The following is a 26,486-nucleotide window of genomic DNA, read 5'->3' as shown; positions in this document are numbered from 1 at the left end:
GACCCTCGCCCAATACTTCGCCAAGGTCCGCTACTTCCACCTCGTTCCCCAGATCATCCGCGACCCTTCTCGGATCGGAGCCGTCTCGGGCGACCCGCACGGCGCGGACTTCATCGCCCGGATCAACGGCGTGCAGAAGCAGACCCGCGTCGCCTGGCTGAAGCGCATGGAGAAGGCGCTCCAGTCCGCCGTCCCCGAGTTCCAGTCCCTCGATCTCGAGGTCGACCCGTCGGGGAAGCCGCACCTCATAGCCGGCTAAAAGAACTGGCGGCAGACCCCGGCGAGGCAGAGCGAAGCAGACTTCTCCGACGGAACCCTGCGGCTGATCGGCCTGCTGTGGGCCCTGATCAGCGCACCCGCCGACGGTGGGATCCTCCTTCTCGAGAAGCCGGAGCTCTCCCTGAGTCCTGCCGTCGTGAGGACTCTGCCGACAGTGCTCGCCACCGCGCAGAGGGACTCATCGCTGCAGATCATCCTCTCCACGCATGCCCCGGAGCTCCTCGACGACGAGGGCGTGCGCGCCGAAGAGGTCCTGGTGCTGCAGGCGACCAATGACGGCACCGTGGCACGTGTGCTCACCGATATCGACGAGGTCTCCGATGAGGTGGACTCAGAGCTGCCCTTCTCCGGCATCATCGACGGCCTCATCGCACCTGATGACCTCACCGGCCTCGTCGCCGCCTGCCGAGCACGCCCACGTCCCGCTGCAGCTCGCCCCGCTCCGTCGGCCGACATCGCGACGACCAAGGGCCCAGCGCCGCCCCTCACCTGATGGAATGACCCCATGAGTCGACATCGCCGTGATCGCAGCCCGTTCGGCCAGGGCGCCGCCCGTCAGCGCGCTGCACGGCGCGGACCGCACACCGCGCACCGTGACCGCTCCCCCGCCGAACCTCCGGCGGAGACGCCCCTGATCGGGATGCTCCGGCCAGCGCTCCGCTCCGACGACCCCACCGCTTTCTGGATCGCCGCGGCGCCGCTCGTCGCGGTGATCTCCGATCCGGCGCGCCATGCCCGTGAGCTGCCCGACGAGGTCGACCTGCTGGACACGTTCATCGAGACCGACATCGCCGAGACCACCGCTCTGCTGCACATGGTTGCTGCGATGAGCCCGGACGAGGACCTCCGCTCCCGGGCGCGGCTCGGGCTCACCGCCCGCCGTCAGCCGATGCCGCCGCAGGTCACCGGGCTCATCGACTCCACCGTGAGCGAGGCCGTCGCGTTCTCGGACGGCGTCGGGGAGAACCTGATGGTCGAGCTGGTCCTGCCGCGCGGGGTGCGCGCCGTGCTGATCTCGTACATCTCGTGGTTCCCGGAGCCCTACGTGAAGGACGCCTTCGCGGTCGACGATTCCCTGGCGGGAGTCCTCGCGAAGTATCGGGAGATCATGGCCCGCGAGGGGGACTCTCTCGACGAGGTCATCGAGGACGTCGCCCCGGCCGATGCCCGCGCCCGTTTCAAGCAGGCCCTCGCCGCGACTCCGTCAGATGTCGAGCAGTCCGGGGAAGGGGAGCAGTGGCCGATGCTGCGACCGTTCGTGGAGTTCGTCGTCGGCCGCATGCCGGGCGGCGGGGTCGGCTACGACGAGGAGGTCGCGCTGTGGAACTCCTTCGAGGGCTCCCCGCCGTCGGCCCCCGAGCATCCGCCGTGGATGCTCGAGGACGGCACCGACCTGCTCGAGGAGTTCGCCGCCTCTCCGCATGCCGACGGCATCGCGCACGACGACACGACGGCGAAGCTGATCGCCCTGCTGATGGTGGTGCTCGATGCGAGCGTCGGCGACCCGCTCGGCTGGGATGCGCACGTCGGCGAATGGCTGCTCACCGAGATCATGCCCTCCAGTCCGCTCCTCACCGAGGAGGAGGTCGAACAGCTCGCCGTCGTCCTCCCGCCGCTCATCCGCTGGTCCCTCGACCGGTCCGGCGCAGATCCCGCCATCGTCGCGCAGACGCTGACCACGATCGCGCCGCTGCTCGAGGTTCTCCCGGCTCGCCGCGCCGACCCTCACATGCGCTCACGCCGGCTCGAGGAGATGGTCTCCCTCGCGCTCGAGGCCGCGGATCCCGATGCTCTGCGCCGCGCCGAGCTGGCGCTGCGCGTGGGCGGGATGGATGCCCTCGACGCCCTCGACACGACCGCGCTGCCGGTCGAGGCGCTCACCCTCGAGCGGATCCCCGAGGACCTGCACGTGCTCGCCGCCGAGGTCGACGCGCACATGGTCGAGGGCGTGCATCGTCTGCTCGCACCGGAGCGCATCACGACCGACGCCGACGAGCTCGTCACCGCCTGCCGCCGCTTCCTGGTGCGCGTCGCCCAGATGGACGGCGACGTGCTGCGACGGAAGGCGAGCACACGCAACACCGCCGCCGCGATCGTCTCGGTCGTCGCCCGAGGCAACGAGATCATGGGGTACTCCCCCGCGCCCCTGCACGACAAGGACCTGCGCGCCGCCTTCGACCTGCGCAGCCTCCCCAGCCAGAGAGCGCGCACCTTCGTGGAGGCCGCCGCACTCCCCCGCCCCTGGAACGGTATCGCCCTCGCCGATCCGGCGCTCCTGCTCGGGGAGGCGCGGGCCCGCTTCATGCAGCAGCGGGACGCTCTGCGGGGACGGTGACGGGCAGCGGTCTATCCGCCCCCGGCCACGATCTCCAGCCCGAACCGGCGCGCAGCCTCGGCGAGCTCCCGGTCGAAGGTCGCGAAGCCCGTCACCGCGTCTCCGTACAGCAGAGCCGTGGAGAGGTGCAGCGCGTCCATGGCGCGCAGACCCGACCGGAGCGAATGGGCATGGTCGATCACCTCATCATCGACCGCGTCGAGACTGATCCGGGCGATGATCGCGTCGACGTCGTCGTGGGAGCCGCCGCGGCGATCGACGGTCGCGTGCAGCTCGACCTCGAGCAGACGCGAGGAGAACAGCTCCGTCCCGCCTGCGAATAGCGCTTCGACTTCGTCCACCCCGGGTTCACGGCTGAGGAGCGTGTACGCCGCCGACGTGTCGAGGGAGATCATGCGCGGTCCCCGCGCATGTCCTCGATCATCTGCTCGGTGCTCCACCCTCGGTTCGGGGAGGCGACCGCGGGGATCCCGCTCTCGGTGGCCGGTCGTAGCGCGCCGCTGGCGAGGCGTCGGGAGCGCCGATCGGACTCGACGGGGGTGATGCTGAGCGGCTCGGCCAGAAGGCGCCGGAACGCCTCGATGGAGACCAGGTTCGCCGCGACAGAGGGAAGCCCGGCCCGCTCCAGGCATGCGCCGACGAGCCCCGTTCCGTCCTCGAAGCCGTAGCGGAGGGCAGCGGCATCCAGACGCGCCGCCAGCTGTTCGGGGCGCACATGCGGGAGCGAGAGCGCATCGCGAACCGCTGACGCGAGGTGATCGAAGTCGACAGCGGAAGCCGACAGATCAGCGACCGTCCGCTCGACCGACGTCACCGGCAGCCCGTCCACGACCGCTCGGTCCTCGTCCGGCAGATCGAGGCGATGGAACCGTACATCGGGCTGCGCAGTCTGCCGTCGCCGCGGAGACGTGAACTCATGCTCTGACGCGATCAGATCACCGAGTCCGTGCACCTGGGCCGCCGAGACATGCGAGACGAGGACGTCATCGCCCTCGACCACCCTGCCCTCCCCGGCCGTGCGAGGCTCGGTTGCCAGCCAAGCCGCCTGCAGGTCCTGCAGAGGGCCGTACGCAGCCGAGGCCAGCGCGTACACCCCATGGCGCACCCGCTGGACAGACCCAGCCGCCAGGAGGCGCCCGAGATCCGCCCGCGTCACTCCCAGAGCGGCGGCCTGGGCGGTCGTCGCCAGTCCCCATTGACCCGACCCCAGCTGCTCGAGCACCGTCAGCGCTGTACTGGCACGCATCTTGTCACCTCCGCCCATGCGGTACTGAACTTGTAACCTCCTAAGGCAACTTTCGCAGTATGCGAGGTGCCGGATCAAGGCACTTCAGCAGCCTTCTCACCGACGATCCCACCCTCACTGCGCCCCTGCCCACCGAGGACCGCACTCCCCCCTTGCGCCTGCACGCGATACCCCTTGAGCGCGGAGTAGGCGCGGCACTTTGCGTCTCACCCCGGGGCCGGACAGTCGACGGACGCCTCCCAGGGCGAGCGAACAGCCTTGGATAGAAAAAGCCAGTCAGATATCTCCAGGCCTTCCTCCTGCATATTGTCGTGAACACCAAGAGTTTCTGCAGCAGATTCCACCTCGCGCGCTTCACAAATTTACGCGCCCCTTGATTCCCCACATGCCGCATGCCATAGTTCACCGACGCGGTTCAGTGCTCGACTTCTCGAGGGGATTCGCCATGGGGTTCTTCGACGACATCTGGGACACTCTCGTGGGCGTGGCGGAGGACGCCGCGGAGATCGGGGTCGCCGTCGGCGAGGCAGTGGCCGCCGCGGCCATCGCGATCGCCTCCGCCGCCGAGGACGGCGCCGAAGCGTTCGCCAAGGCCCTCGCCGAGTCGGCAGCGGCTGTCGCGAACGGCACCGAGGAGCTCCTGAGGTCGGTCGGCGAGTTCGCCGCGAAGCTCGGGGCATCGTATGCGGACGCCGCGAAGTTCCTCCTCGAGTGGGCGCTGATGGGGCTCACCGCGTTTCCGCCGAAGGGGGATATCGCGATCTATGCGATCAGGGTGACGCCTCCCGGAGTCGATTTCCGGAAGGAGTACGCGGTCATCTGCAATCTCGGCTCAGATTCGGTCTCTCTGGAGGGCTGGACGCTGCGCGATCTGAAGCAGAGCCCGTATCGCTTCCCCTCGTGGTTCACGCTCGAGCCGAAGCAGCATGTCAAGGTCTGGACCGGTCCGGGCTCCGACGACCAGTTCAACCTGTATATGGGGCGTCGACGGGCCGTCTGGAACAACCTCGAGTTCGACCTCGCTACCCTCACGGACGCTGAGGGCGTGATCCAGCACCAGAGAGTCACGCTGGGCATCCATGAGGCTCTGATCGACGGCATCTTCGAGGAGATCACGCAGGCCGCGCCGCAGCTCAAGCGGTCGCTGGACGGCCGAAAGGTCGACGCGGTCCCGAGCCTCACCGCTTCCGCCGTCGACATCGCCGCAGCCCCACGGCCTACGTCGCACGACGACACCGGCGCCGTGCTCGACTACCGCCTGGTCGACGGACGAGTCCGGTACACCTCGTACTGGCTCGAGGAATCCGGCGGAAGTGCACGCTTCGCCACGGGGCATCAGGATGCGGTCGCTCCCTCGGAGAAGGTCTTCGGCCCGGAACGGGCAATCACGTATCACCACAAGCGCGTAGGGACGACGCTGTCCTCGATGCCGCGTTTCGACATGATCGCCGCGAGCGGGACACGGATCATCGCCAAGCAGGTCGGCGTGGATCGCTTCTGGTTCGCCACCCCGGGAGAAACCTTCACGCCCCGCGTGCACGGCGGACCGGTCCCTCCGAGCACCTACTTCAAGCTGGATCCCGAGCGATACCGGGCCTTGCCCGACTCGCTGACCCCGCCGCTCGACGGCGACTACGACAAGCATCCCGCCTCCGCGCGGTTCGGAGTGTTCAAGGCTCTGCTGTGGTCACCGATCTCCGACCGGGTGGGACTGCCGGTCAAGGTGGCACCCCTCGTCTGGCATGAGATCGACTCCCGACCACCGCTCGGGCACAGGCTGCCCGCGCATCTTCCCCGGTATCCCCACGTCGAGTGGAGCATGGCCGGCATGGAGGATCTCGCGACGAGCACCTCCTCTTTCTCGATCGACTTCGATCAGGTGCTGTCGCTGGGCGTCGGCCACGCCCACTGGTACTCGCACTGCTCCATGATCTACGGCCAGCCGATCCAGGCCCTCTTCCGGGACGTGCCCCTGCTCAACCTGTTCCCCGCGCGAGTCGAGTGGCTGTACCGCATGGTCAACGGACCCGTCCGCGACGGCGACGGCTTCATCGACGGCACCTGCAACTTCTACGCTCTGGTCCGGCTGCGCAGAGAGGCCGGGCAGAGTCAGAAGTACGCGCTCCTCTGGTTGGACGAGCAGAGCTGGTTCACCCACCGCTGGCGCGAGGTCCACCCCGACGATCACCACGACCTAATGCTCGCGCTCGTCAGAGCTCTCGCCGACGACAAGACCTTCAGCGTCGCGGACTTCTGGTGCCCCTTCCGCAACAACCACATCTCCGAGCATTCCCGCCTGGCTGCGGCGGCCACCGTCCTCGTGGTCAACGGCGTCGATCCGGAGACGGAGGTCGAGCAGCTCTACTCCCTCAACTTCAGCTACGCCACGTGCGATCGGACCTGGGCGAAGCGCCCGCTCCCGCCTGTGGCCGTCCTTCGGGAAGACGACGACCTCCGACCGGACGGGCCGGACGGCGTGATCCCGGAGACGCTCGGCATCCGGGACGACATGACGATCCACCTGCGCGGACGAAAGGACGGAACAGTAGGCCGCTGGTTCCAGTCCTTCGTGCCGAAGGGGAGGTTCCGGATCCCGGAGGGCGCGTCCGGCCTCGCCGAGAAGTGGCAGTTCGTCTCCGAGGCGGCCTTCCTCGCGATGACCCGGTTCAGCCACTTCGGGGTGTACCGGCGAGTGGCCTCCCGCAGCCAGTACTACCGAGTCCGGGTCGCGAGCGGCATGCCTGCACTGCTGGCCTCGCCTCGGACCACCGCGTGGAGAGACGAGGAGAAGGTGCTCGCCGCCGAGTATCTCGGCATCGACCTGAGCGACCCCGGAGCCCTGGGCAGCCAGCTCTGGGAGGCGGCATTCGAGCTCCACACCACGGAGAAGCAACCGCCATCGCTGTTCAACGACACATCGATTCTGAGCCTCTACCGCCATAGCGATCGCTTCGGATGGATCGCCACCTGGCACGACAAGCGCGATGACGACCTGAAGACTCTCGCTCATCTGGGCCGCGAGGTCGTCCTGACGTCCGGTCAGCGCTCCGCGACGGTGGCCTTGGACGAGCACCATGAGGTGTGGTTCCCGCCATCGGTCGACAGCGCGCTGGTGCGTCTCGAGCACGCCGCCGACGGCACGGCCAGCCTCACGATCGAGCTGGCGCATATCCCGCCCAGCTCTCCCACCCCTGGGCTCGATTCCTCCCGCACCGCGTCGATCGATGCCTACGGCGAGTCCGAGGACGACCAGTTCTTCGGCAACGTCGCGAAGGTCCACCTCCAGGGACTCTCGGACGACCTCAGCGGTGCTGAGAGCCCCTCGGTCGACCTGGGATCGTGGAAGACCGACGGGCTCTTCACGAGAGCACGCGGCGTATGGAAGGCGACCGTCCCCGTGCCTCCCCGCCAGGTCGCCCTGTTCGAGAAGTACTGCTCGGGAGCGGGCCGTCGAGACCGCGGGACCTCGCTGTGGTTCGAGGACATCGTCGGCAACGTCGCAGCGCCCGACGTGCTGGAGTTCGAGGTGTCCGGGAACCGCTGACGGGTCCCCGCCTCACCGCCCCCGCCCCACCGCACCTCGCCCCGCCTACCCCTCGATCCGCTCGCTCCCCACGACGGCCAGCAGCTCCAGGGCATCGGCGCTATCCGTGCCGAGCGCGGGGGTGAACCACAGCAGACGCTGCCGGCCGTCCTCGCTGACGAGGTTGAGGCAGTTCACCTCGATCGTGCCGATCACGGGGTGGATGATGCGCTTGCGGTCCTGGCGGCGCACGGCCACGTCGTGCAGCGCCCAGAGCGCGGCGAACTCGTCGGACCCCTCGAGGAGCTCCTCGATCAACGGGCGGGCCTCGGTGTCGCGGGGGCCGCGGGCGGCGGCCGCCGCGCGCAGGTCCGCGACCAGGCTGCGCGACTGGTGGGCGTGGTCCTCGGCGGGGTAGATGTCCCGGGCCCGCTCGTCCAGGAACCAGCGGTGGATGAAGCTCGCGCGTCGGCCGCGCAGACCGGACTGGTCGCCGAGCAGGGCGATGGCCAGCGGGTTCTGCACGAGCGGTTCGTGGAGGTCGGTGATGACCTGGGCCGGGGTGGACGGCAGGCGGGAGAGCAGGTCGAGCATCCCCGGGTGGATGTGGACCCCGGTGCCGGTCTGCGGCACGGGCCGTTCGGCGAGGTGGAAGAGGTAGTCGCGCTCGTCGCGGGTGAGGCGCAGCGCCCGCGCGAGGGCGGCGAGGATCTGCTCGGACGGCTGCGAGCCGGCACCGCGCTCGATCTCGTTGTAGTAGTCGGCCGAGACGCCGGCGAGCTGGGCGACCTCGTCCCGTCGGAGTCCGGGGACCCGTCGGCGCGGACCCGCGATCAGCCCGACGTCGTCGGGCCGGATCCGGTCCCGCCGCGTCCGCAGGAACGCGCCGAGCTCATGGAATCTCGCCGGAGTCATGCGGGAAGTCTGCCGCACTCCGGGCGGCCCAGGGAGGGGACGGGATCCCCTGGTTCGTCGGCCGGGCGCGGCGCATCGTGGACGACATGACGACCAGCCCCGCAGCCCACGGCTCCCGTCCCAGCACCAGCCCCCGCCCCAGCGCCGCCTCCGCCTCTGCCTCCACCTCCATCTCCGCCGACGCCGGCAACGACTCCGCTCCCGCCCGCCGCGTCGCGATCGTGACCGGCGGCTCCCGCGGCATCGGCCGTGCGATCTCGCGTCGTCTCGCCGCCGACGGCTTCGCGGTCGCCGTGAACTTCGCCGGCAACGTCGACGCCGCCGAGCAGACGCTCGCCGAGATCCGCGAGGCGGGCGGCACGGCGATCGCGCTCCGGGCCGACGTCTCCGACGAGCAGCAGGTCGCCGGCCTCTTCGACACCGTGGAGGAGACCTTCGGCGGCGTCGACGTCGTCGTGAACTCCGCCGGGCGCATGGCCCTCTCCCCCATCGCCGAGCTCGACCTCGAGACCCTCGATGCGCTGCACCGCACCAACATCCGCGGCCATATCGTCGTCGCGCAGCAGGCGGCGCGGAGGCTCCGCCCCGGAGGTGCGTTCGTCGGCCTCTCGACCACCGTCGTCGCGACGCAGCTGCCCGCCTACGGCGCGTACACCGCCTCGAAGGCCGCCGTCGAGGGGATGACGCTGATCCTCGCGCGGGAGCTGCGCGGACGGGACGTCACGGTCAACACGATCGCGCCCGGCCCCACGGCGACCGACCTGTTCCTCGACGGCAAGAGCGCCGAGCAGGTCGCGGCGCTCGCGGCCGCTCCCCCGCTCGGGCGGCTCGGCACCCCGGAGGACATCGCCGCCGCGGTCGCCTTCCTCGCCGGGCCCGACGGTCGCTGGATCAACGGGCAGGTGCTCCGGGCGAACGGGGGCCTGGCGGCGTGAGGCCTCCGAAGGAGAGATGGGGCCGGAAGGCGTCGAACCGGTAGGCCAATTCCTCGGTCACGATCTCCACGTCATCGATGCCCTTCCAAGGCCCCAGGTTCCGCATGACGTCGGCGGAGCTCGTCAGGGTACTCGCGGGGTGCGGCATGAGAGTGGAGTCCTTTCCGCGGCTCCAGCCCCTCCATCATCCTCAGGATGGATCACCTCATCCGAGCGCGCCGCGCACTTCTGCAGAGTCAAGCGGGCCGCCGAACCTCGACGGATGGAACTCGATCACGGTGTGACGCGCCAGTTGCTGCAGTGCGAACGGATCGGACTCGATTGCTGCCTCGACCGCCTCCCGGCTCCCTGCCGCGAAGATGACTCCGCCCGTTCTCGGCTCTCGGCGGCCTGAGGCCAGGAACAGGCCCGCCGCGTAGTTCTCGTCCAGCCACTCTGCATGCGCAGGGAGTGCAGCGTCGATCTCGGTCAGGTCGGCGACATAGTCCAGGGTGATGACGAACATGGTTCCATTCAAGCCCACCGCCCTCGTGGGGCTGATGCACGATCAAGGGGCAGACGGAGTGAGGGTGAGCGACCCTTATCCCGGTTCGTCGGCACGGGGCAAGGGCCCGTAGCAGGCCGATCCCTGGCTCTTGCTCTTCGTACCAGCGCACAGCGGCGTCGAACTCGGCGACGGCGTCGGGATGCTCCCTCTGAGGCAGGGTCATGCGGTGAGCGAGGCACGCAGACGGGCGTAGTGCTCATCAGCGTCCACCAGGTCGACTTCCCCGGTGCGCGCCTCGGCACATCGCCGGGTGGCTTCGGCACGCCAGGCCGCATCGACTTCGCTCGTATCGCCCGCGTCATGGAGGCTCTCGAGCAGCGCGTTGGCGACGACCGCGCGCTGATCGGCGTCGAGCGCGAGGCCGTCTCGGATCAGAGTCGCGGTGTCCGGTTCCATGTCTCCCAACGTACGCCGAGCGGCCGACGATCGCCCTGAGCAACTTCTCTCGCCCCTGCGGGTCTGCTGCAGATCCCAGGTCATGCCGCCCATGCTCATTGGACCGCCGCACGCCCGCGATAGTCTCCCCACCATGAGGGGCACGACGACGCACCGGCTCGCCGCCGCGCTGCTGCTGGGCTCGCTGGTGCTCAGCGGATGCACGGAGCGCGTGAGCGAGCGCTGCAGCGGGAGCAACGGCGAGCATTCCTGCACGTTCACGTACAAGACGTCCGACGGGCAGTGGAGCACCCGCCTCGAGGGCGGTTCCACCTCCACCGAGGCGGTCATCGACGGCACCATCACGGTCGAGTCCGGCAGCGGCACCGTCCTCCTCGGGGGCGCCGACGAGTCCTTCGAGTACCCGATCAGCGCCGACGAGCCCGTCGTCATCGAGGACCTCGCCCTCGCGATGAACGGGAAGCGCTCTGAGAGCTGGATCTACTTCGAGGTGACCGCCGACCCGCAGATCGACGGCCTGACCGCGGAGATCACGTACCGCACCAGCTGAGCGCCCCGCTCACGTCCGCTCCGCTCGCCCCCGCCCTGCTCGCGTCCGCCCCGCTCACGCCCAGTTCCTGCGCGCCGACGTCTCCCCCACGCCGGCGTTGAACATGTTCAGCGGGTCCAGCTCCCGGAAGTGCGCGACCATCGGCTCCGGCGCCGGGTAGATCCGCCCGTAGTTGTGCTCGGCGGGGACGGCGGCGCCGCGCTCGACGAGCAGCCGCGTCATCCGCTTCTTCAGCGCGACGGGGTCCACGCCCTTCTTCGCGACGTGGTCCTGGTGGAGGACGTGGCAGAAGAAGTGCCCGAAGTAGACGCTCTCGAGCAGCTGGTCGGCGATCTCCGCGGGCAGGCGCTCGAGCCAGTCCTCGTCGTCGCGGCGCAGGGCGACGTCGAAGGTGACCATTCCGGAGGCGTCGGCGCGGTGCATGACGTGGAAGCGGCCGACCGCGCTGGCGACGCCGAAGCGGATGAGGGCGGCGCTCTCGGCCTCGTCGGCGTCGCATTCGAAGAAGGCGCCCTCGTGCTCGGGCTCGGCGAAGAACGCGGTGAGCAGCTCCGCGGTCGCTGCGCGCTCGCTGCCGCTGACCACCAGCAGCAGGTGGTGCGCGAAGCGGTCGCGGAACCCGGTCAGGCGCGCGGGGATCTTCTCGGGGATCAGGGAGAAGAGCGTCTGGGAGATCGCGTCGGCGGCCGACGGGCCGAGCCCCGGCACCTTCGCGAGCACACCGTTCGCCCAGCTCTTCAGCGCGAACATGCGCACGAGGGTGCGGGGGCCAGCGTGCTTAAGGGAGACGTAGGTGTCCTTCCCGTAGGCGATCGCGAGGTCGAAGGCGTGGGCGCTCATGTACTCCCCGGAGATCGGCAGCGGGGCGTCGGCGGCGAGGATGCGTCGACGCAGGGCCTCGAGATCGGCCGGACGGTCGGTGCCGATATAGAACGCGGCCTTGTCCTGCTCGAGGGGGAAGGTGCGGGTGCGGACCGCGAACACCATGATCTTCCCGGCGCAGCCGGAGGCCTCGTGCAGGAAGGTCGGGTCGGCGTTGTAGCGGGCCGGGGTGTCCGCGAGCCGTCGCACATGCTCGGCGTAGGCGGTGCCGGTCGCGTCGGGCGGAGGCGGGGTGACGTCGGCGGCGTCCCACTCGCCGCGCTCGAGCCGGTCCAGGACGCGCAGGGGGTCGGTGCCGGGGTCGGCGCCGAGGTTGATCCCGAGATGGTTCACGAGGTGGATCCGTCGGTCCTCGTCGACCCGCGCAAAGATCGCCTGCTCGGTGTACGCCGGGCCCTTGCGGATCTGCGAGCCGCCGGAGTTGTTCGCGATGCCGCCGACGACGGTCGCGCCGATCGAGGTCGAGCCGATCACCGAATGCGGCTCGCGCCCATGCGCGGCGAGGGCCTCCTCGAGCTGGAAGAGGGTCGCGCCGGGAAGGCTCACCGCCTCGCGCGCGTCGTGCAGGAGGTGGATCCGGTCGATCCGCAGGGTCGAGATGATCACGACGTCGCGGTCGTAGTCCTGGTCTCCGGGGCCGGAGCCGCCGGTCAGGCCCGTGTTCGCGGCCTGCGTGATGACGATGAGGTCGTGGTCGACGCACACCTGGAGCGCCCGCCACATGTCCGCCAGCGATCCGGGCCGCAGCACGGCGAGCACCTCGCCCGCCCCGAAGCGGTCACCGGTCGCGTACCGGGCCGTGGCGCGCGCCGAGGTCAGCACGTGCCGCCGCCCCATGATCCGGGTGAAGGCGTCGACGGCGGCCGACGCTCCCGGGGTCCGCGATGTGCGCATCTCCGTGTGCTCCTTCGCCTCGGAAGAGGCACGCACGCCAGCGTGCCCGAGTCCTGCGCAGGCCTCGCGCGTGCCCTGCGCGGGCCCTGCGCGGGCCCTCGACCAGCGTAGTCACCCGTGAGAAAGGTGACGACGGAGGCGTCGGGCGGCGCCCGGGGCGCGTGGAGTCGGACAGTATCGACCGACGGGCCGCATGCCCGTTCCGTCCGATCCCTGGGGACTTCTCCCCATGGCGCCCCGTCACCGGCCCTGCCTACAGTTTCACGTGACGCCGGGGGAACGTCGCTGACCAGTACGATCGCGCGCCTTCTCCCGGCCGGCACCACGACCTCCGCCCGACGACCACCGCACCACGATCACCGCCCGCACCTCCACCTCGAAGGGACTCCCGTGAGCAGACGACGCTTCCTGCGCCTCACCTCCGTCTCGATCGCCGCGACGCTGCTGGGCGCCTGCGGCTCGGTCGCCTCGACGGCCGTCCCGTCGGACGCCGCCGGGGTCCTCTCCGCCGCCGAGCTCACCACCCCGTCCCTCGACATCGAGGTCACCGACGCGCCGCTGCGCGGCAACGAGCACTGGAGCCGCGTCGTCTCCTTCGCCGGTCCGAGCGATGCGGTCGAGGCCTGGGTCGCCGAGAACTTCCCCGGCAGCATCGAGTCCACCGCCTACAAGGCCGACATGGCCGCCTACGTCGAGCGCCTCGGCACCGGGGTCCAGCAGCGGGGCGACCGGATCACGCAGGGCGTCGTGGGAGCCGTCGGCATGCTCGTCGTCGTCGGCCAGGGCGAGGAGCCCGCGGTCCACGTGGCCGTGCACCGCTCCAGCCGCTGACCCGCGGCCGACGATCCGCGACCGCCGATCCACGACTATCGATCCGCGACGATCGATCCGCGACCGCCGGTCGTCGGCCGTTCTGCCGCGATAGGGTCGCGGCCATGGGGACGGAGTCGACGCCGCCGCCGGGGACCGCGGCGCACGAGGGCGATGAGCTGGGAGAGCTTCTGCGCGCGGGCAGGATCGACGCCGCACGGCAGGCCGCCCACGCCGCTCTCGATGACGGCCGCATCGATGAGACCCTCGCCGTCCTCGCCGCCCGCACCGTCGCCGCCACCGGCACCACCTCCACCACCGGCACCGCCGATCCCGACAGCGCCGACGCCGCCGCGCTCGAGCTCTTCATCGAGGTGCTGGATGCGACAGGGGTCGTGCAGCGCTTCACCGGGGCCGCCCTGCTGGATCCCGACGCCGTCGAGGACGTCGCCCAGGACTCGCTCATCTCGATCGCCGAGTCGATCCACCGCTTCGACGGCCGCTCGAAGGTCACCACGTGGGTGCACACCATCGTCCGACGACGCGTCGCGGACCATCTGCGCGGCCGACGCACGAGCGTCGAGCTCGAGGAGAAGCATCGTCCCGCGGTGCGGATGAGCTCGATGATCGCCGACCGCGTCAGCGTGCAGCACCTGCTCGCGGACCTCCCCGAGCTCTATCGGGTACCCGTGCTGCTCCGCGACCTCGAACAGCTCCCCTACGCGGAGATCGCCGAGCGTCTGGGCCGCGCCGAGGGCACCGTGAAGTCGCAGGTCAGCCGCGGCCGCGCCATGCTCGCCGGACGCCTCGCCCCCGCCGCCCCCGACGCCCCCGGGGCGCGCTGATGGCGGACGCCGGCCGCCGCTACCGGCTGCTCGAGGTGATCGGCGCGGGCTCCTTCGCGACGGTGCACCGGGCGCGCGATGTGCAGCTGGACGCCGACGTCGCGGTGAAGATCCTCGCCGAGAACCACAGTCTGAACCCCGAGATCCGCGAACGGTTCATCACCGAGGGCCGCAGCCTGCGCCGCGTCGGCGGACGCCATGCGGTCGCCGTCCACGACATCGGCGAGAACGACCACCAGCAGCCCTATCTCGTGCTCGAGCTCGCCGACCGCGGCACCCTGCAGGGGCGCGTCGAGTCGCTGCGCGCCGGCGGGTGGCGCGCCACGTCGGCCGACGTGCTGGCGCTGGCCCGTCCGCTCGCGGCCGCGGTCTCCGCCGTGCACGGCAGCCGCCTCGTCCACCGCGACCTCTCCCCCGGCAACCTGCTCCTCACCGGCGACGGCGAGACTCCGGCTGCATCTCCGGCTCCGTCGCCGTCGCCGTCGCCGTCGCCGATGGTCGCCGGATCGACGGCGCCGGCTGCACCGTCGGCCGCAGCATCCGCCGCACCGTCGTCGGTCATCGCTCCCGGCGAGCGCCTGCTGGTCGCGGATCTCGGGATGTGCAAGGACCTGGCGCTGAGCTCGGGGCTTACGGTCGCCGGGGGCACCGACGGCTTCCGTCCGCCGGAGCAGTCGCGTCCCTCGGTGATCGATGTCCGTGCGGATATCTGGGCGATGTCCGCCCTGGTCGACTGGCTGATCCGGGACAGCGTGCAGCCTGCTGCGCTGCATCGTGCGCTCGAGCGCGGGCTGCAGGAGGATCCGGCGGACCGTCAGCCGGATGCGACGACCTGGCTCGCCGAGGTCGAGGCGGCCCTGACCACGGCGGATGCCGAAAGCGCCGCCGGAACCGCGTCGAGCACACCGGGCTCGTCGGCCGCCCCGGACTCATCGGACGCCCCCGCCGCGCCCCACCGGGTGCGTCGTCGTGCGCTGCTCGTCGTGGCGCTGGTCCTCGTGCTCCTCGCGGGGCTCGGGGTCGGCAGCGTGCTGGGGCTCGGCGGACGAGTGCCGTCGGCCGTCGGCGATGCGTCGCTCGCGATCGACGGGCCCGAGCAGGTGCAGGTCGGCGAGGAGGCGGTGTTCACCGCCGAGACGGCGGGCGTCGAGTCCTGGGTGTGGACGCTGCCGAGCGGCTCCCACCGCCTGGATGTCGAGGAGGTGACGCTGACCGCCTCCGGTGCCGGCACCGCGGAGATTGTGCTGCGCGCCCGCACCGCCGACGGCCGCGACCTCGAGGCCCGGCGCACCGTACGGGTGATCGAGTGACCGCCGTCCGGGCCGACGGGCGGCGCGCTCGGAGAAATCCTCGAGATCCGATGCAACCGATCGGCGTCCGCCCGCGACAGACAGGTGACCGCACATCCCCGCCCCGTCCCCGCAGCCCGCGCCGACGGTGCTCACGAGGAGGAGAACGACCATGACCATCCCCCGCTCCCCCGCATCCCCCCGATCCGTCGATCCCACCCGCCGCGGGGCCCTGCTGGCCCTGGGCTCGCTCGCCGCTCTGTCGCTCTCGGCCTGCGCCTCCCTCGGCGGCGCCGAGTTCGATGAGCCGACCGCCGCCGGCGGGACGACGGACGGGCCCAGCGACGAGGCGACGCAGCCCGCCTCCGACGCCGGCGGCCAGTCCCAGGACACCGACAGCTCGGCGAACTCCGACGGCACCAATGCCTCGGGCGACGCCTCCGGGCAGATGGAGTCCGCGGAGACGATCGATCCGGCCGACGCGGTCGCGACCGTCAGCTACGCCCTGCCCTCCGGCGAGGTCGACGGGACGATGACGGTGGGCCTGCACCACCTGCGCCTGCGCGGCGAGTCGATGGAGCTGCTGCTCACCTTCACCCCGGAGTTCACCGGGGACGGCGCTTACACGCTCTGGCAGCTGCACGGCGGGAACCACGCCGTCGTCTCGCCCTCGCTCGTCGACCGTGCGCACCTCACCCGCTACGACATCCTCAGGACCACCGGCACTTGGGACACGGAGGGCGTCTGGAACAGCCCCCAGGGCGAGATCGAGCTCGCCTCGGGCGAGACCCAGGCGTACTGGGCGAACTTCGCCGCACCCGTGGACGAGATCGACGTGGTCGACGTGGCCCTGCCCGCGGGCGCCACCTTCGAGGACGTCCCGATCGAGTCCGCCGGAGAGGAGGGATGACCGTGCTCCGCACCGTCCGCGCCCGCCGCACCCTCGCCGACCGCCGCGTCCCTGCCGATCGCCGCGCCTCCGCCGTCGGCCGTCTGCTCGCCGGCTCCTCCGCGCTGCTGATGCTCGTGCTGACCGCGTCGCCCGCCCTGGCCGACGGCGAGGCGGAGGGTCCGCCCGAGCAGCCCTTCGAGATCACGCAGGAGGTCATCGACAAGTCGATCACCGTCTACGACCCGGCCGATTCCATCACCGTCTACGATCCCGCCGCGTCGGTCACGGTGCTGGGCAGCGCGGAGCCGGCCGAGGACGAGGTCATCGTGCTCGAGGCCGACATCCTGTTCTCCTCCAACGCCTGGGACCTGTCCGACGGCGCCGCGGACCGGATCGCCGAGCTCGCCGCGGCGATCCCCGAGAGGGCGACCGTGCAGGTGGGAGGGCACACCGACTCCCTGCCCGTGGACCGTTCGCGCTACGACTTCGACAATCGCGAGCTCTCCGAGCACCGCGCGCAGGCCGTCGCCGACGCCCTGGCCGCCGAGCGTCCCGACCTCACCCTGGAGGTGACGGGGTACGGCAGCGAGCAGCTCGCGGTCCCCGAGAGCGCCGACGTTCCCTCGACTCTCGCGGCCAACCGCCGCGTCGAACTGCGGTACGGGGACTGACGGCGGCGCGCCCATCGCCCGCGGCGCGCCCGTCAGCGACGGGTGCGACGTCGGCCGGCGCGGGCGAGCCGTCCCGGTTCGTCGGCGGATCCTCGATACCCTCGCCGGATGGCCATCCGTCGACGCACCAGCACCCGTCGGCGCGGCGGATCCTCCTCCCGCAGGAGCGGACGGCAGGCGCCGCCGGAGCTGCCGCTCGTCGGCCCGGGCGAACGGCTGCGGATCCTCGACGTGCCCTACGGGACGCAGGTCGAGGGCGCGAGCTGGCATCCGGCGGTGCGGATGCATGTGCACGTCGGCCGCGAGCTGCCGGAGCATCTGGTCCCCTACGCGCCCGGCCCGCACACGCTCGGCCGCTTCCTCGAGAACCTCCACAATCCCGGCTCTCCGGCCGCGATCCCGGAGCCGTCGGAGGAGCTCGAGCCGCGTCAGCACCAGTACGAGGCGGCCGACGCGATCGCCGCGCATGCCGCCGCCGGCGGGCGCCTGTTCCTGCTGGCCGACGAGCCGGGCGTCGGCAAGACGATCTCGGCGGTGCTGGGCGCGAGCGCGGCCGGCGACCTGCGGGGCGCCCGGCGGGTGCTGGTGGTCGCCGACCGTCCCGCCGCGATCACCATCGGCCACTGGTGCCGGACGATCACGGCGCTCGGGGACAGCGGCCTGGAATGGGTGGTGATCACCTGGGACCGTCTGGAGAAGGTGCTCGATCACGAGTGGGACGTGATCATCGCCGACGAGGCCCATGCGCTGCGCCGCACCACCACGAAGCGCTGGACGCGGTGGGCGAGGCTCTCCGGGCACGCGCGGGCGCACGAGAAGGCGCCCTTCGTCATCGCGACGACGGCGACGCCCGGGCACACCCCGCTCGAGCTGCCGTATCTCGCCCCCGCCTACGCGCAGGCGCATGACGAGCCGATCTCCCGCTGGGCCACGGCGAAGGATCCCGCGACGACCTTCGCGCGCGCCCTCGAGGAGCACGGGATCGGGATCGAGCGCGGCCGCTACGGCGCGACCTGGACGTCGGACGCGACCCGGCGCTCCGCCGACCTCTCCCGCGTCCGCGGCTGGCTCGCCGACGCCGCACCGCCCGCGATGCTCCACCGCGCCGCCCCCTGGGGCCCGGTGCCGATCTCCGGGATGCCCGTGACCCTGACTCCCGCCGAGCGCTCCGCCTATGAGGCCGAATGGGGCGAGTTCTGCCGCGAGATGGACGTGGCCCGCCGCGGACGCAGCACCGCCAAGGGCCGCGCCGCGCTCCTGCGGTTCCGGCAGAAGGCGGGCCTGATCAGGGTCGATTCGACGGTCGCGTGGATCGCCCAGCAGGTCGAGGCGGAGCGCCAGGTCGCCTGCTCCGTCGAGTTCGTGGGGACCGCCGCCGAGCCGATCACGGAGCGTCTGCGGGATGCCGGCCTCGAGGTCGCGACGATCTACGGGCAGGGCCGCTTCGACGTCGAGGCCGAACGGCTGAAGTTCCAGACCGGGCAGGCGCGCGTGTGCGTGTTCACCGCGGTCGCCTCCATCAGCCTCCACGCCGGCGAGACCCTCGCTGGCGCGGGGCCGACGGGCGCCGCGCGGGCCGACGCCGGCTCGTCGGGCGCCGGTTCGTCGGGCGGCCGACGGGCGAGCACGGAGCCGCGCGTCGGCGTGTTCCATCAGGCCCGCTTCTCGGGCATCGCCGGACGCCAGGTCACCGGCCGCACCCACCGCGACCACCAGGTCTCCCCCTGGCACATCGCCTACGCGCAGGGCACCGTCGAGGAGCAGATCTCCAAGGTGATGGTCGAGCGGATCGCCGCCGCCTCCGACACCGTCGGCGGGGACACCGCCGGTCTCGCCGACGTCGCCCGCCTGCTCGGCGCCGACTGGCTGCCGTCGGCGGCGCTCACGGAGGGGTAGGGCGGGGCCGACGGGCGCTGTCAGCGAGCGTCCAGCGCACCCGTCGCCGACGGGCGGAGCACGACCGATGTTTCACACGAAACGTTCGGGGAACTCCCCAGAGGCATCCATGCGTCGCACCGGCGCCCTGCTCGAAGCACTTCTCTCAGTGCTCCGCAGCGCCCCGCTCACAGCGCTTCGGCGTGCCATCCCGGGTACGGCAGCAGCTCCCTCAGGGTCGCGGTGTGCCCGGGGCCGAGGATCACCGTGGCCTCGAGGTTGGCCTGCGAGATGGTCCGCAGGAACTCGCGGCAGCGTCCGCACGGCGGGAGCACGTGCAGGGAGCGGTCCTCGGGGTTCCGCCAGACCGCGACGATGCGCGAGATCGTCGGCCCGGTGACGGAGACCATCTGGCTGAGCGCCCCCATCTCCGCGCACACCGACAGGTAGCCGCCGAGGCAGGCGCCCGTGAACACGCGCCCGTCGGCCGACTCCACGGCGGCGCCGACGTCGGCGATCCACTCGCCGTCCCGCTGCTGCGGGTTCAGGGCCGATGCGGCCCGGGCGATGAGCTCGGCATCGGAGAGGCGGGGCGCGTCGGCGGGCGGGATGGCGGGCATCTCGGCGGGCGTCATGCGGGGTCCTTCCTCGCGGCGCGGCGGGCTCCTCCCGCAGCGCTCACAACCTATCCGCCACGGACTCCCCGTCGATGAGCCGCACCGGGATCGGCTCGGGATGCTTCGCTGCGGCGGCCTGGACGCCGTCGTCGAGCGCAGCGAGGAGGAGGTCCACGCTCTGCTCCGCCTTGGACGTCATATCCTGGCCGATCGTCGTCAGCGTAGGGCGGGTGACCTGGGCGATGTCGAAGCCGTCGAAGCCGATGACGGAGATGTCCTCGGGAACTCGCACGCCCGCGGCGACGAGCCCGCGCAGGAGGCCGGCGGCGAGATCGTCGGCCGCGCAGAAGACGGCAGTGGGCCGCGGCTCGAGGGCCACCACCTGAGCGGCGACCTCGAAGCCGGCGGCGACGGTGGTCTCCGAGATCGCGATGGAGGTGCGGGGCGCGGGGAGCCCGGCGTCCTCGAAGGCGGTGCGGAAGCCGCGCCAGCGCTCGTCGTCGACGCTGACGACCCCCCGCAGCGGCCCGAGGAAGAGGGCGTCGCGGTGGCCGTGCCGGATGAGGTGCTCGGCGGCGAGTCGCCCGCCGGTGACGTCGTCGGCGCAGACGGTGAGCGCGCCGTCGGCATCGGAGTAGTTGTCGGAGAACAGCATCGGCACGTCGTGCGCGTCGAGGAGCCTCTCGATCTCGGTGCCGAGGGTGTTGATGACGATCGCGCCCTCGACGTTCCATGAGCGCAGGCTGGCCGCGGTGGCGCGGAGGTCGGCGGCGGGGATCAGCATGGAGACGTAGCCGCGAACCTGCAGGATGCGGGCGAGCTCCCCGACGTAGCGCGCGTCGTGGGTGGAGGTCATGGCGCTGCCGTCGCCCTGGACGACCAGCGCGACGATCCGTGAGCGCCGTCGCGACAGCGCACGAGCCGCGCCGCTGGGGACATAGCCCGTGGCCTCGACGGCCTCGCGCACCCGCTGCGCCGTCTTCTCGCTGACCTTCTTGGTCCGCCCGGCGAGCACGTTCGACACCGTCATCATGCTCACCCCGGCCTCCTTGGCCACGTCCGCCAGCGTCGTCATATCCCTCTCCCCCGCATCGAACCCGACTCTTGCCGTCCGCGCCGGCCTGCGCTACTGTATCCGACGTTTAGCGCTAAACCACACTGATGTGGCAGGCCAGCCGCACACCCCTCCCGATCGACTCTGAACACCTAGCAAGGATGGTGGACCATGTTCAGCCGACGCTCCCTCCTGTCCTCCACAGCCCTCGGGCTCCTCGGCGCGGCAGGCCTCTCCGCCTGCTCCTCGAGCGGCCCGGAGAAGCTCGAGACCGCCCCCAGCGGTCACCCCGTCCAGGGCGAGACCCTCACCTACGACCCGAACCACCTGGTCAACGACGGCGAGCCGATCAGCCTCGAATGGTGGCTGTGGGACGGCGACGACATCTTCGGCGCCTTCGCCGACGCATACACGGCGATCCACACCAACGTCGAGATCACGATCGTGAAGCAGCCGTGGGAGGACTACTGGACGAAGCTGCCCCTGGCGCTGAAGGACAGCGGCAACCCCGCCCTGTTCAACATCCACAACAGCTACCACGAGAACCTCTTCCCGTACCTCGAGCCCTACGGCGTCGACCTCGACGCCCTCGCGGCCGACTACACGGCGGTCGACGCCCACGTGATCGACGGGAAGGTCTACTACGTCGACTACGGGCTCATGTCCGGGGTCATCTACTACAACACCGACATGTGGGCCGCCGCCGGGCTCACCGATGCCGACATCCCCACCACCTGGGACGAGCTGCGGGAGGTCGCCAAGAAGCTGACGATCGCCGACGGCGACTCGTTCACGCAGGCCGGGTTCAACATCAACGGCCAGTTCAGCGCCTTCTCGCCGGGCCTGCCGTACCAGCTCGGCCAGAACCTCTTCGCCGACGACCAGACGACCCCCACCTTCGACACCGACGCCATGGCCGAGGTCGTCTCCCGCTTCCAGGGCCTCTACGACGAGGACCGCGTCGGCTCCAAGGACTTCGGGACCGCCGCGGGCGACTCCTTCGGCCAGGGGCAGTCGGCGATGGTCTACTCCTGGACGCACCTCGGCGGGACCCTCGCCGCGGACTTCCCGGATCTGCCCTACGCCACCTTCCCGACGCCCGTCCCCGAGGCCGGCACCGCGCCCTATGCGCGCGACCGCTACAACGGCGAGTCCACGATCGGCATCAACAAGGGCGCCGACGACGCGGCCAAGGCCGTCGCGCAGGACTTCCTGGCGTTCTTCCTGACCAGCCAGGAGAACCTCAAGCAGCTCTGCCTGAACTACCACGTGTTCCCGATGTACGGGCCCCTCGCCGAGGACAGCGAGATCATCGCGGACCCGCAGCTGTCCTCCCTGGCCTCCGATCTCGAGCGCTACATCTGGCCCGGCCCGATCCCGGCGACCTTCGAGAACAGCTCCACCGCCATGTGGGAGGACATCCTCTACAACGGCGTCGCCCCGGCGGACGCGATCGCCGCCGCGCAGGCCACGATCGAGACCGATCTGGCCTCCCTCGACTTCACCGCCGTCGAGGACAAGTACGAGTTCTACCAGCCCTCCCACTGATCTGGTCGCGGGGCCCGGCACGTGCCGGGCCCCGCGGAGGAGCCATGCACACCACCACCGCTTCCATCCCGCGCGCCCGCCGCCGGAGGAGGATCGTCTACAAGGGCGAGGCCTCGATCCGCAACACCGTGGTCCTCGCGATCATCCTCTTCAACCTGCTGCTCCTGGTGATCCCGGTGATCATCGCCTTCGCCGGCAGCTTCCACGACTGGAACCCGCTCAGCGGCGTCTACGACCCCGTCGGCATCGACAACTACGTCCGGATGCTGCAGGACCCCCGTCTGCTGCGATCCATCACCAACACCACGCTCTTCGGCGTGGTCGTCATCGTCGCCCGCGTCGTCCTCGGCCTCGCCCTGGCGATCGCGATCTTCTCGAAGGCGACGCGCTTCAAGACCTTCTTCCGGGCGCTGTTCTACATGCCCACGGTGACGCCCCTGGTGGCCGTCGCGTACGTCTGGAAGATGATGTACGACCCGCAGATCGGCGCCATCAACACGATCTTCGGCCTCGACGTCAACTGGCTCTTCGACACGACCTTCGCGCTGCCCGCGATCATGGCGATGACGATCTGGAAGGACTTCGGCTACGCCGTCATCCTCTTCCTCGCCGGCCTGTACTCGCTGCCGGAGGACGTCATGGAGGCCGCCCAGGTCGACGGCGCCAGCGCCTGGCAGCGCTTCCGCCTCATCACCTTCCCCCTGCTGCGGCCGATGACGATCTTCGTGGTCATCACCTCGCTGATCTCCTATCTGCAGTCGTTCATCCAGGTGCTCGTCCTGACCGCCGGCGGACCCGGCTACTCGACGTTCCTGCTCTCCTACCTGATCTATGACGAGGCGTTCGTGAAGTACAACTTCGGCTACGCATCGGCCGTCGCGTTCTCGCTGTTCGTCGTGACGGCCCTGCTCACGATGCTCTCCTTCGCCGCCACCGGGATGCGCATCCGCCGCCCCGCCTCCAGCGCCCCGCGGAGGGCGCGCACGCCGCGATCGGCCGACGCCCGAGGAGAGGACGCCTGACCATGCGACGCCTGACCTCCACCGCCCTCCACGCCGGACTGCTGATCATCGGCGTGATCACGGTCTTCCCGTTCGTCTGGATGCTGCTGAGCGCGTTCAAGCCCAACAGCGAGATCCGGGCGCTCGACCAGACCCTCCTCCCGCAGGAATGGACGCTCGACAACTTCCTCTCCATCCAGGAGAACTTCGACTTCCTCCGGCTGTTCGGGAACTCCGTCGTCCTGGCCGTCGTCATCACGACGATCTCGATCTACACGAGCGTGCTGGCCGGGTTCGTCCTCGGGAAGTACGTCTTCCGCGGCCGCGGCCTCCTGTTCGGATTCATCCTCTCGACGATGATGATCCCCTGGGCCGTCACGATCATCCCCCGCTACACGATCTTCGCCGAGGTCGGCCTCAAGAACTCCTGGGCCTCCCTCATCATCCCGGCGGTCTTCAGCGGCTTCGGGATCTTCATGATGAAGCAGTCGATGGATGCGATCCCCGACGAGGTGCTCGAGGCCGCCCGCATGGACGGTGCCTCCGAGCTGTACATCTTCCATCGCATCGTGCTGCCGATGAGCACGAACTCGATCAGCGCCCTCGCGATCTTCCAGTTCCTGTGGGTGTGGGAGGACTACCTCTGGCCCTACCTCATGATCGACGACGACTCGCTGCAGGTCCTGGCCGTCGGCCTGACCACCTTCAGCGGTCGCTACTCCACGGACTACGGCGGCCTCTTCGCCGCCACGACCCTGTCGATCGTCCCCGTCCTCGCCGTCTATCTGATCTTCCAGAAGCGCTTCATCGCCGGTGCGGCGAGCGCTGCTGTGAAGGGGTGACCCCGTACATGACCGATTCCCTCCTCTCCGCGGACGGCACGATCCGCGGCGATCGCTACCGCATCTCCCCCGTCGCCCCGCGCGTCGTCCGCCTCGAATGGTCGCCCTCGGGCCGCTTCGAGGACCGTCCCTCCACCTTCGTCGTCGAGCGCGAGCTCCCCATGCAGCCGGTGCGGGTCTCCCGGGAGGGCGGCCGGCTGGTCGTCGTCTCGGATCATTACCGGCTCGAGTACGACGAGGGCCCGTTCCGTGCCGATGGCCTGCAGGTGCAGGTCACGGGGTCGGTCTCGGCCTACCACTCGGTGTGGCGCTACGGGCAGGACCTGTCCCTGCCGGCGCACCGCGAGGGCCGGCGCCGCGGCGAGGACGTGCGCGTCCTGGACGGGAACCTCGGCGGGGCGGCCCGGACCCTCGACGAGGCCGACGGGCCCGTCCCCCTCGATCCCGGCATCAGCTCCGTCTACGGGTACGCCCTGATCGACGATTCGGCGTCCATGGTGTTCGACGCCGAGGGGCGGCTGCAGCCCCGTGATCCGGAGCCCGGCGCGCTGGACCTGTACCTGTTCACCGCCGGCCACGACCATGTCGGCGCCCTCGCGGACTTCCACGCCCTCAGCGGTCCGCAGCCGCTGCTGCCGCGCTTCGCGCTCGGCAACTGGTGGAGCCGCTTCCACCGGTACGACGAGCAGTCCTATCTCGCGCTCATGGATCGCTTCCGCGCCGAGGGGATCCCGCTGTCGGTCGCCGTGATCGACATGGACTGGCATCTGACGGACGTGGATCCCGCCTTCGGCTCCGGCTGGACCGGGTACACGTGGAACCGGGAGCTCTTCCCCGATCCGGCGCGCTTCCAGCAGGAGCTGCACGACCGCGGTCTCGCCGTCAGCCTCAACGTGCATCCCGCGGACGGGGTGCGCGCCTTCGAGGAGGCCTATCCCGCGATGTGCGCCGCGCTCGGCCGCGAGCCCGATGGCGATCCGATCGTCTTCGATGCCGCGGACCCCGCGTTCATGGACGCCTACTTCCGCGTCCTCCACCGGGGGCTCGAGGAGCTCGGCACCGACTTCTGGTGGATCGACTGGCAGTCCGGCCCGTACTCCCGCCGTCCCGGCCTCGATCCCCTCTGGGTGCTCAACCACGGGCATTTCGTGGACAGCGCCCGCGACGGCCGACGGCCGCTGACGTTCTCCCGGTATGCGGGGCCTGGCTCGCACCGCTACCCGATCGGCTTCTCCGGCGACACGATCACCACCTGGGAATCCCTCGCCTTCCAGCCGCGGTTCACCGCCGCCGGGGCGAACATCGGGTACGGCTGGTGGAGCCACGACATCGGCGGCCATATGGAGGGGTATCGCGATGACGAGCTCGCCGCGCGCTGGGTGCAGTTCGGGGTGTTCTCGCCGATCATGCGCCTGCACTCGAGCGACTCCCGGTTCACCGGGAAGGAGCCCTGGCGCTTCGGAGCGGCGGCCCGGGAGAGCATGGTCCGGCATCTGCGCCTTCGCCACGAGCTCCTCCCCTATCTCCACTCCATGAACCGGCGCGCCCATGAGGAGGGCCGTCCGCTCGTCGAGCCGACGTACTTCGTGGACCCGGCCCCGGAGGCGTACCGGCACCTGGACCAGTACTCCTTCGGCTCGGAGCTCCTCGTCGCCCCGATCACCGCTCCGGCCGATCCGGGCACCGGGCTCGGCGCCGTCGACGTCCGCCTCCCGGAGGGACGGTGGCTGGACATCATGACCGGCCTCGCCTATCGCGGCGGTCGCACGCTGCGGATGCACCGCGATCTCGCCTCGATCCCGGTGCTGCTGAAGGCCGGCGGCATCCTGCCTCTCGCGCAGCCGACGACGGGACCGCGGGTCGACGACCGTCGGCCGCCCCTGGAGGTCCAGGTGGCGGCCGGCGCCGACGGCGAGCTCATCCTCCGGGAGGAGCCCGAGGAGGACCGCTGGACGGGTCTGCGGTTCGCCCTGGACACCGCCGCGGGCACCTTCCGCGTCGAGGACCTCGGCGGAGCGCTCGGCGACGATCGGCAGCTCAGCCTGCGGTTCCGCGGCTTCGATCCGGCGGCCTTCGAGGATCTCGAGATCGCGTTCGACGACGCGCAGCCGCTGATCACCGAGGACGGCCATGATGTGCTGGTCGAGCTCGGTCGACCGAGCGCGGGAGAAACCGTGGAGCTCCGCTCCGTCGGCTTCGCGACCGTCGGGACGGATGCGGAGACCAGGGCCGACGATGCCGCGGCCCGCGTCGAGCGGCTGCTGAACAACGCTCAGATCGGTTTCGCGCTCAAGGAGCGGGTCTTCGACGCGGTCCGACGAGACGGCGGCAGCGCGCTCGCCGCGCTCAGCGCCATCGGGTCCGCTCCCGAGGGGCATGCACCGCGGACCCCCGCGTATGACATCGCCTCCCCCGCCCTGATCTCGGCGATCACGGAGATCCTCGCGGCCGAGTGATGCGCGGGGTTCGAGGGGTGCGAGGCGGTCCGTCCCGACGGGCCGCCTCGCACCACCACCGCGCCGCCTTCGCCTCGCGCAGCG

The 26,486-nt window shown here is 70.7% G+C and carries 22 protein-coding genes and 2 pseudogenes; 16 read left to right on the top strand and 8 right to left on the bottom strand.

The genetic code is table 11. The features are described from left to right. The 3 genes and pseudogenes from ACXET9_RS15495 to ACXET9_RS15485 form a co-directional block, all read left to right on the top strand. Positions 1-259 (top strand): annotated as a pseudogene (locus ACXET9_RS15495) (AAA family ATPase); the annotation flags it as partial. 45 nt (positions 260-304) lie between these two features. Further along, a pseudogene (locus tag ACXET9_RS15490) lies at positions 305-772 on the top strand (AAA family ATPase); the annotation flags it as partial. 12 nt (positions 773-784) lie between these two features. Continuing rightward, complete coding sequence (locus ACXET9_RS15485; RefSeq protein WP_457887583.1) at positions 785-2,614, top strand: hypothetical protein; 1,830 nt, start codon at positions 785-787, stop codon at positions 2,612-2,614. An 11-nt stretch (positions 2,615-2,625) separates the two neighbouring features. On the opposite strand, the gene ACXET9_RS15480 is transcribed toward ACXET9_RS15485, so the two are convergent. Next, positions 2,626-3,009 (bottom strand): type II toxin-antitoxin system VapC family toxin, encoded by a 384-nt coding sequence (locus ACXET9_RS15480; RefSeq protein ID WP_457887582.1) that lies wholly within the window; start codon positions 3,007-3,009, stop codon positions 2,626-2,628. Next, entirely contained in the window at positions 3,006-3,836 is an 831-nt protein-coding gene (locus tag ACXET9_RS15475) for a type IV toxin-antitoxin system AbiEi family antitoxin domain-containing protein (RefSeq protein WP_457887581.1), read from the bottom strand. The genes ACXET9_RS15480 and ACXET9_RS15475 overlap by 4 nt, the downstream gene beginning before the upstream one ends. Positions 3,837-4,059: 223 nt before the next feature. On the opposite strand from ACXET9_RS15475, the gene ACXET9_RS15470 reads away from it, so the two are divergent. Continuing rightward, positions 4,060-7,404, top strand: a complete 3,345-nt coding sequence (locus tag ACXET9_RS15470; protein WP_457887580.1) for a lamin tail domain-containing protein — start codon at positions 4,060-4,062, stop codon at positions 7,402-7,404. Positions 7,405-7,449: 45 nt separating this feature from the next. Here the strand turns inward: ACXET9_RS15470 and ACXET9_RS15465 are convergent, their stop codons facing one another. After that, positions 7,450-8,298, bottom strand: a complete 849-nt coding sequence (locus ACXET9_RS15465; protein ID WP_457887579.1) for a helix-turn-helix transcriptional regulator — start codon at positions 8,296-8,298, stop codon at positions 7,450-7,452. Positions 8,299-8,384: 86 nt separating this feature from the next. On the opposite strand from ACXET9_RS15465, the gene ACXET9_RS15460 reads away from it, so the two are divergent. Beyond that, the gene (locus ACXET9_RS15460) at positions 8,385-9,233 is read left to right on the top strand and encodes an SDR family oxidoreductase (protein ID WP_457887578.1); all 849 of its coding nucleotides are present in this window, start codon (positions 8,385-8,387) and stop codon (positions 9,231-9,233) included. 205 nt (positions 9,234-9,438) lie between these two features. Here the strand turns inward: ACXET9_RS15460 and ACXET9_RS15455 are convergent, their stop codons facing one another. Together ACXET9_RS15455 and ACXET9_RS15450 are read right to left on the bottom strand one after the other, a co-directional pair. Continuing rightward, a complete protein-coding gene (locus tag ACXET9_RS15455) occupies positions 9,439-9,738 on the bottom strand; it encodes a YciI family protein (RefSeq protein ID WP_457887577.1) in 300 nt (99 codons plus the stop codon). A gap of 201 nt (positions 9,739-9,939) precedes the next feature. Beyond that, entirely contained in the window at positions 9,940-10,176 is a 237-nt protein-coding gene (locus ACXET9_RS15450) for an addiction module protein (protein WP_457887576.1), read from the bottom strand. Between the two features lie 133 nt (positions 10,177-10,309). Between ACXET9_RS15450 and ACXET9_RS15445 the strand changes: the two genes are divergently transcribed. After that, a complete protein-coding gene (locus tag ACXET9_RS15445) occupies positions 10,310-10,726 on the top strand; it encodes a hypothetical protein (protein ID WP_457887575.1) in 417 nt (138 codons plus the stop codon). A 54-nt stretch (positions 10,727-10,780) separates the two neighbouring features. Here ACXET9_RS15445 and dld read toward each other — a convergent pair whose 3' ends face one another. Further along, positions 10,781-12,502 (bottom strand): D-lactate dehydrogenase, encoded by a 1,722-nt coding sequence (dld, locus tag ACXET9_RS15440; RefSeq protein WP_457887574.1) that lies wholly within the window; start codon positions 12,500-12,502, stop codon positions 10,781-10,783. A gap of 390 nt (positions 12,503-12,892) precedes the next feature. Here dld and ACXET9_RS15435 point away from each other — a divergent pair, with 390 nt between their 5' ends. The 6 genes from ACXET9_RS15435 (at position 12,893) to ACXET9_RS15410 (ending at position 18,905) form a co-directional block, all read left to right on the top strand. Beyond that, a complete protein-coding gene (locus ACXET9_RS15435) occupies positions 12,893-13,333 on the top strand; it encodes a hypothetical protein (protein WP_457887573.1) in 441 nt (146 codons plus the stop codon). A 104-nt stretch (positions 13,334-13,437) separates the two neighbouring features. Beyond that, the gene (locus ACXET9_RS15430) at positions 13,438-14,157 is read left to right on the top strand and encodes an RNA polymerase sigma factor (RefSeq protein WP_457887572.1); all 720 of its coding nucleotides are present in this window, start codon (positions 13,438-13,440) and stop codon (positions 14,155-14,157) included. Further along, positions 14,157-15,467: a serine/threonine-protein kinase gene (locus tag ACXET9_RS15425; protein WP_457887571.1), complete on the top strand. Its 1,311-nt coding sequence runs from the start codon at positions 14,157-14,159 to the stop codon at positions 15,465-15,467. The genes ACXET9_RS15430 and ACXET9_RS15425 overlap by 1 nt, the downstream gene beginning before the upstream one ends. A 151-nt stretch (positions 15,468-15,618) precedes the next feature. Beyond that, positions 15,619-16,356: a hypothetical protein gene (locus ACXET9_RS15420; RefSeq protein ID WP_457887570.1), complete on the top strand. Its 738-nt coding sequence runs from the start codon at positions 15,619-15,621 to the stop codon at positions 16,354-16,356. Next, positions 16,353-17,009 carry an OmpA family protein gene (locus tag ACXET9_RS15415; RefSeq protein WP_457887569.1) on the top strand — a complete coding sequence of 219 codons (657 nt, stop codon included), beginning with the start codon at positions 16,353-16,355 and terminating at the stop codon, positions 17,007-17,009. The genes ACXET9_RS15420 and ACXET9_RS15415 overlap by 4 nt, the downstream gene beginning before the upstream one ends. A gap of 108 nt (positions 17,010-17,117) precedes the next feature. After that, complete coding sequence (locus ACXET9_RS15410) at positions 17,118-18,905, top strand: helicase (RefSeq protein ID WP_457887568.1); 1,788 nt, start codon at positions 17,118-17,120, stop codon at positions 18,903-18,905. Between the two features lie 167 nt (positions 18,906-19,072). Here ACXET9_RS15410 and ACXET9_RS15405 read toward each other — a convergent pair whose 3' ends face one another. Then, positions 19,073-19,519: a cytidine deaminase family protein gene (locus ACXET9_RS15405; protein WP_457887567.1), complete on the bottom strand. Its 447-nt coding sequence runs from the start codon at positions 19,517-19,519 to the stop codon at positions 19,073-19,075. A 43-nt stretch (positions 19,520-19,562) separates the two neighbouring features. Next, positions 19,563-20,576: a LacI family DNA-binding transcriptional regulator gene (locus tag ACXET9_RS15400; RefSeq protein WP_457887566.1), complete on the bottom strand. Its 1,014-nt coding sequence runs from the start codon at positions 20,574-20,576 to the stop codon at positions 19,563-19,565. Positions 20,577-20,726: 150 nt separating this feature from the next. Between ACXET9_RS15400 and ACXET9_RS15395 the strand changes: the two genes are divergently transcribed. The 4 genes from ACXET9_RS15395 to ACXET9_RS15380 are packed head-to-tail and all read left to right on the top strand — an operon-like array spanning position 20,727 to position 26,402. Continuing rightward, entirely contained in the window at positions 20,727-22,103 is a 1,377-nt protein-coding gene (locus tag ACXET9_RS15395; protein ID WP_457887565.1) for an ABC transporter substrate-binding protein, read from the top strand. A gap of 44 nt (positions 22,104-22,147) precedes the next feature. Then, positions 22,148-23,125 carry a carbohydrate ABC transporter permease gene (locus ACXET9_RS15390; protein WP_457887564.1) on the top strand — a complete coding sequence of 326 codons (978 nt, stop codon included), beginning with the start codon at positions 22,148-22,150 and terminating at the stop codon, positions 23,123-23,125. 2 nt (positions 23,126-23,127) lie between these two features. Then, a complete protein-coding gene (locus tag ACXET9_RS15385; RefSeq protein WP_457887563.1) occupies positions 23,128-23,946 on the top strand; it encodes a carbohydrate ABC transporter permease in 819 nt (272 codons plus the stop codon). 8 nt (positions 23,947-23,954) lie between these two features. Next, on the top strand, positions 23,955-26,402 hold the full coding sequence (locus ACXET9_RS15380; RefSeq protein ID WP_457887562.1) for a TIM-barrel domain-containing protein: 2,448 nt from the start codon (positions 23,955-23,957) through the stop codon (positions 26,400-26,402). The last annotated feature ends 84 nt before the right edge of the window (positions 26,403-26,486 follow it).

The sequence above is a fragment of the Brachybacterium netajii (SeqCode) genome (assembly GCF_054114245.1).
Note: the sequence above shows the minus strand (reverse complement) of the source record. Positions and strands in the feature narration are given on the sequence as shown.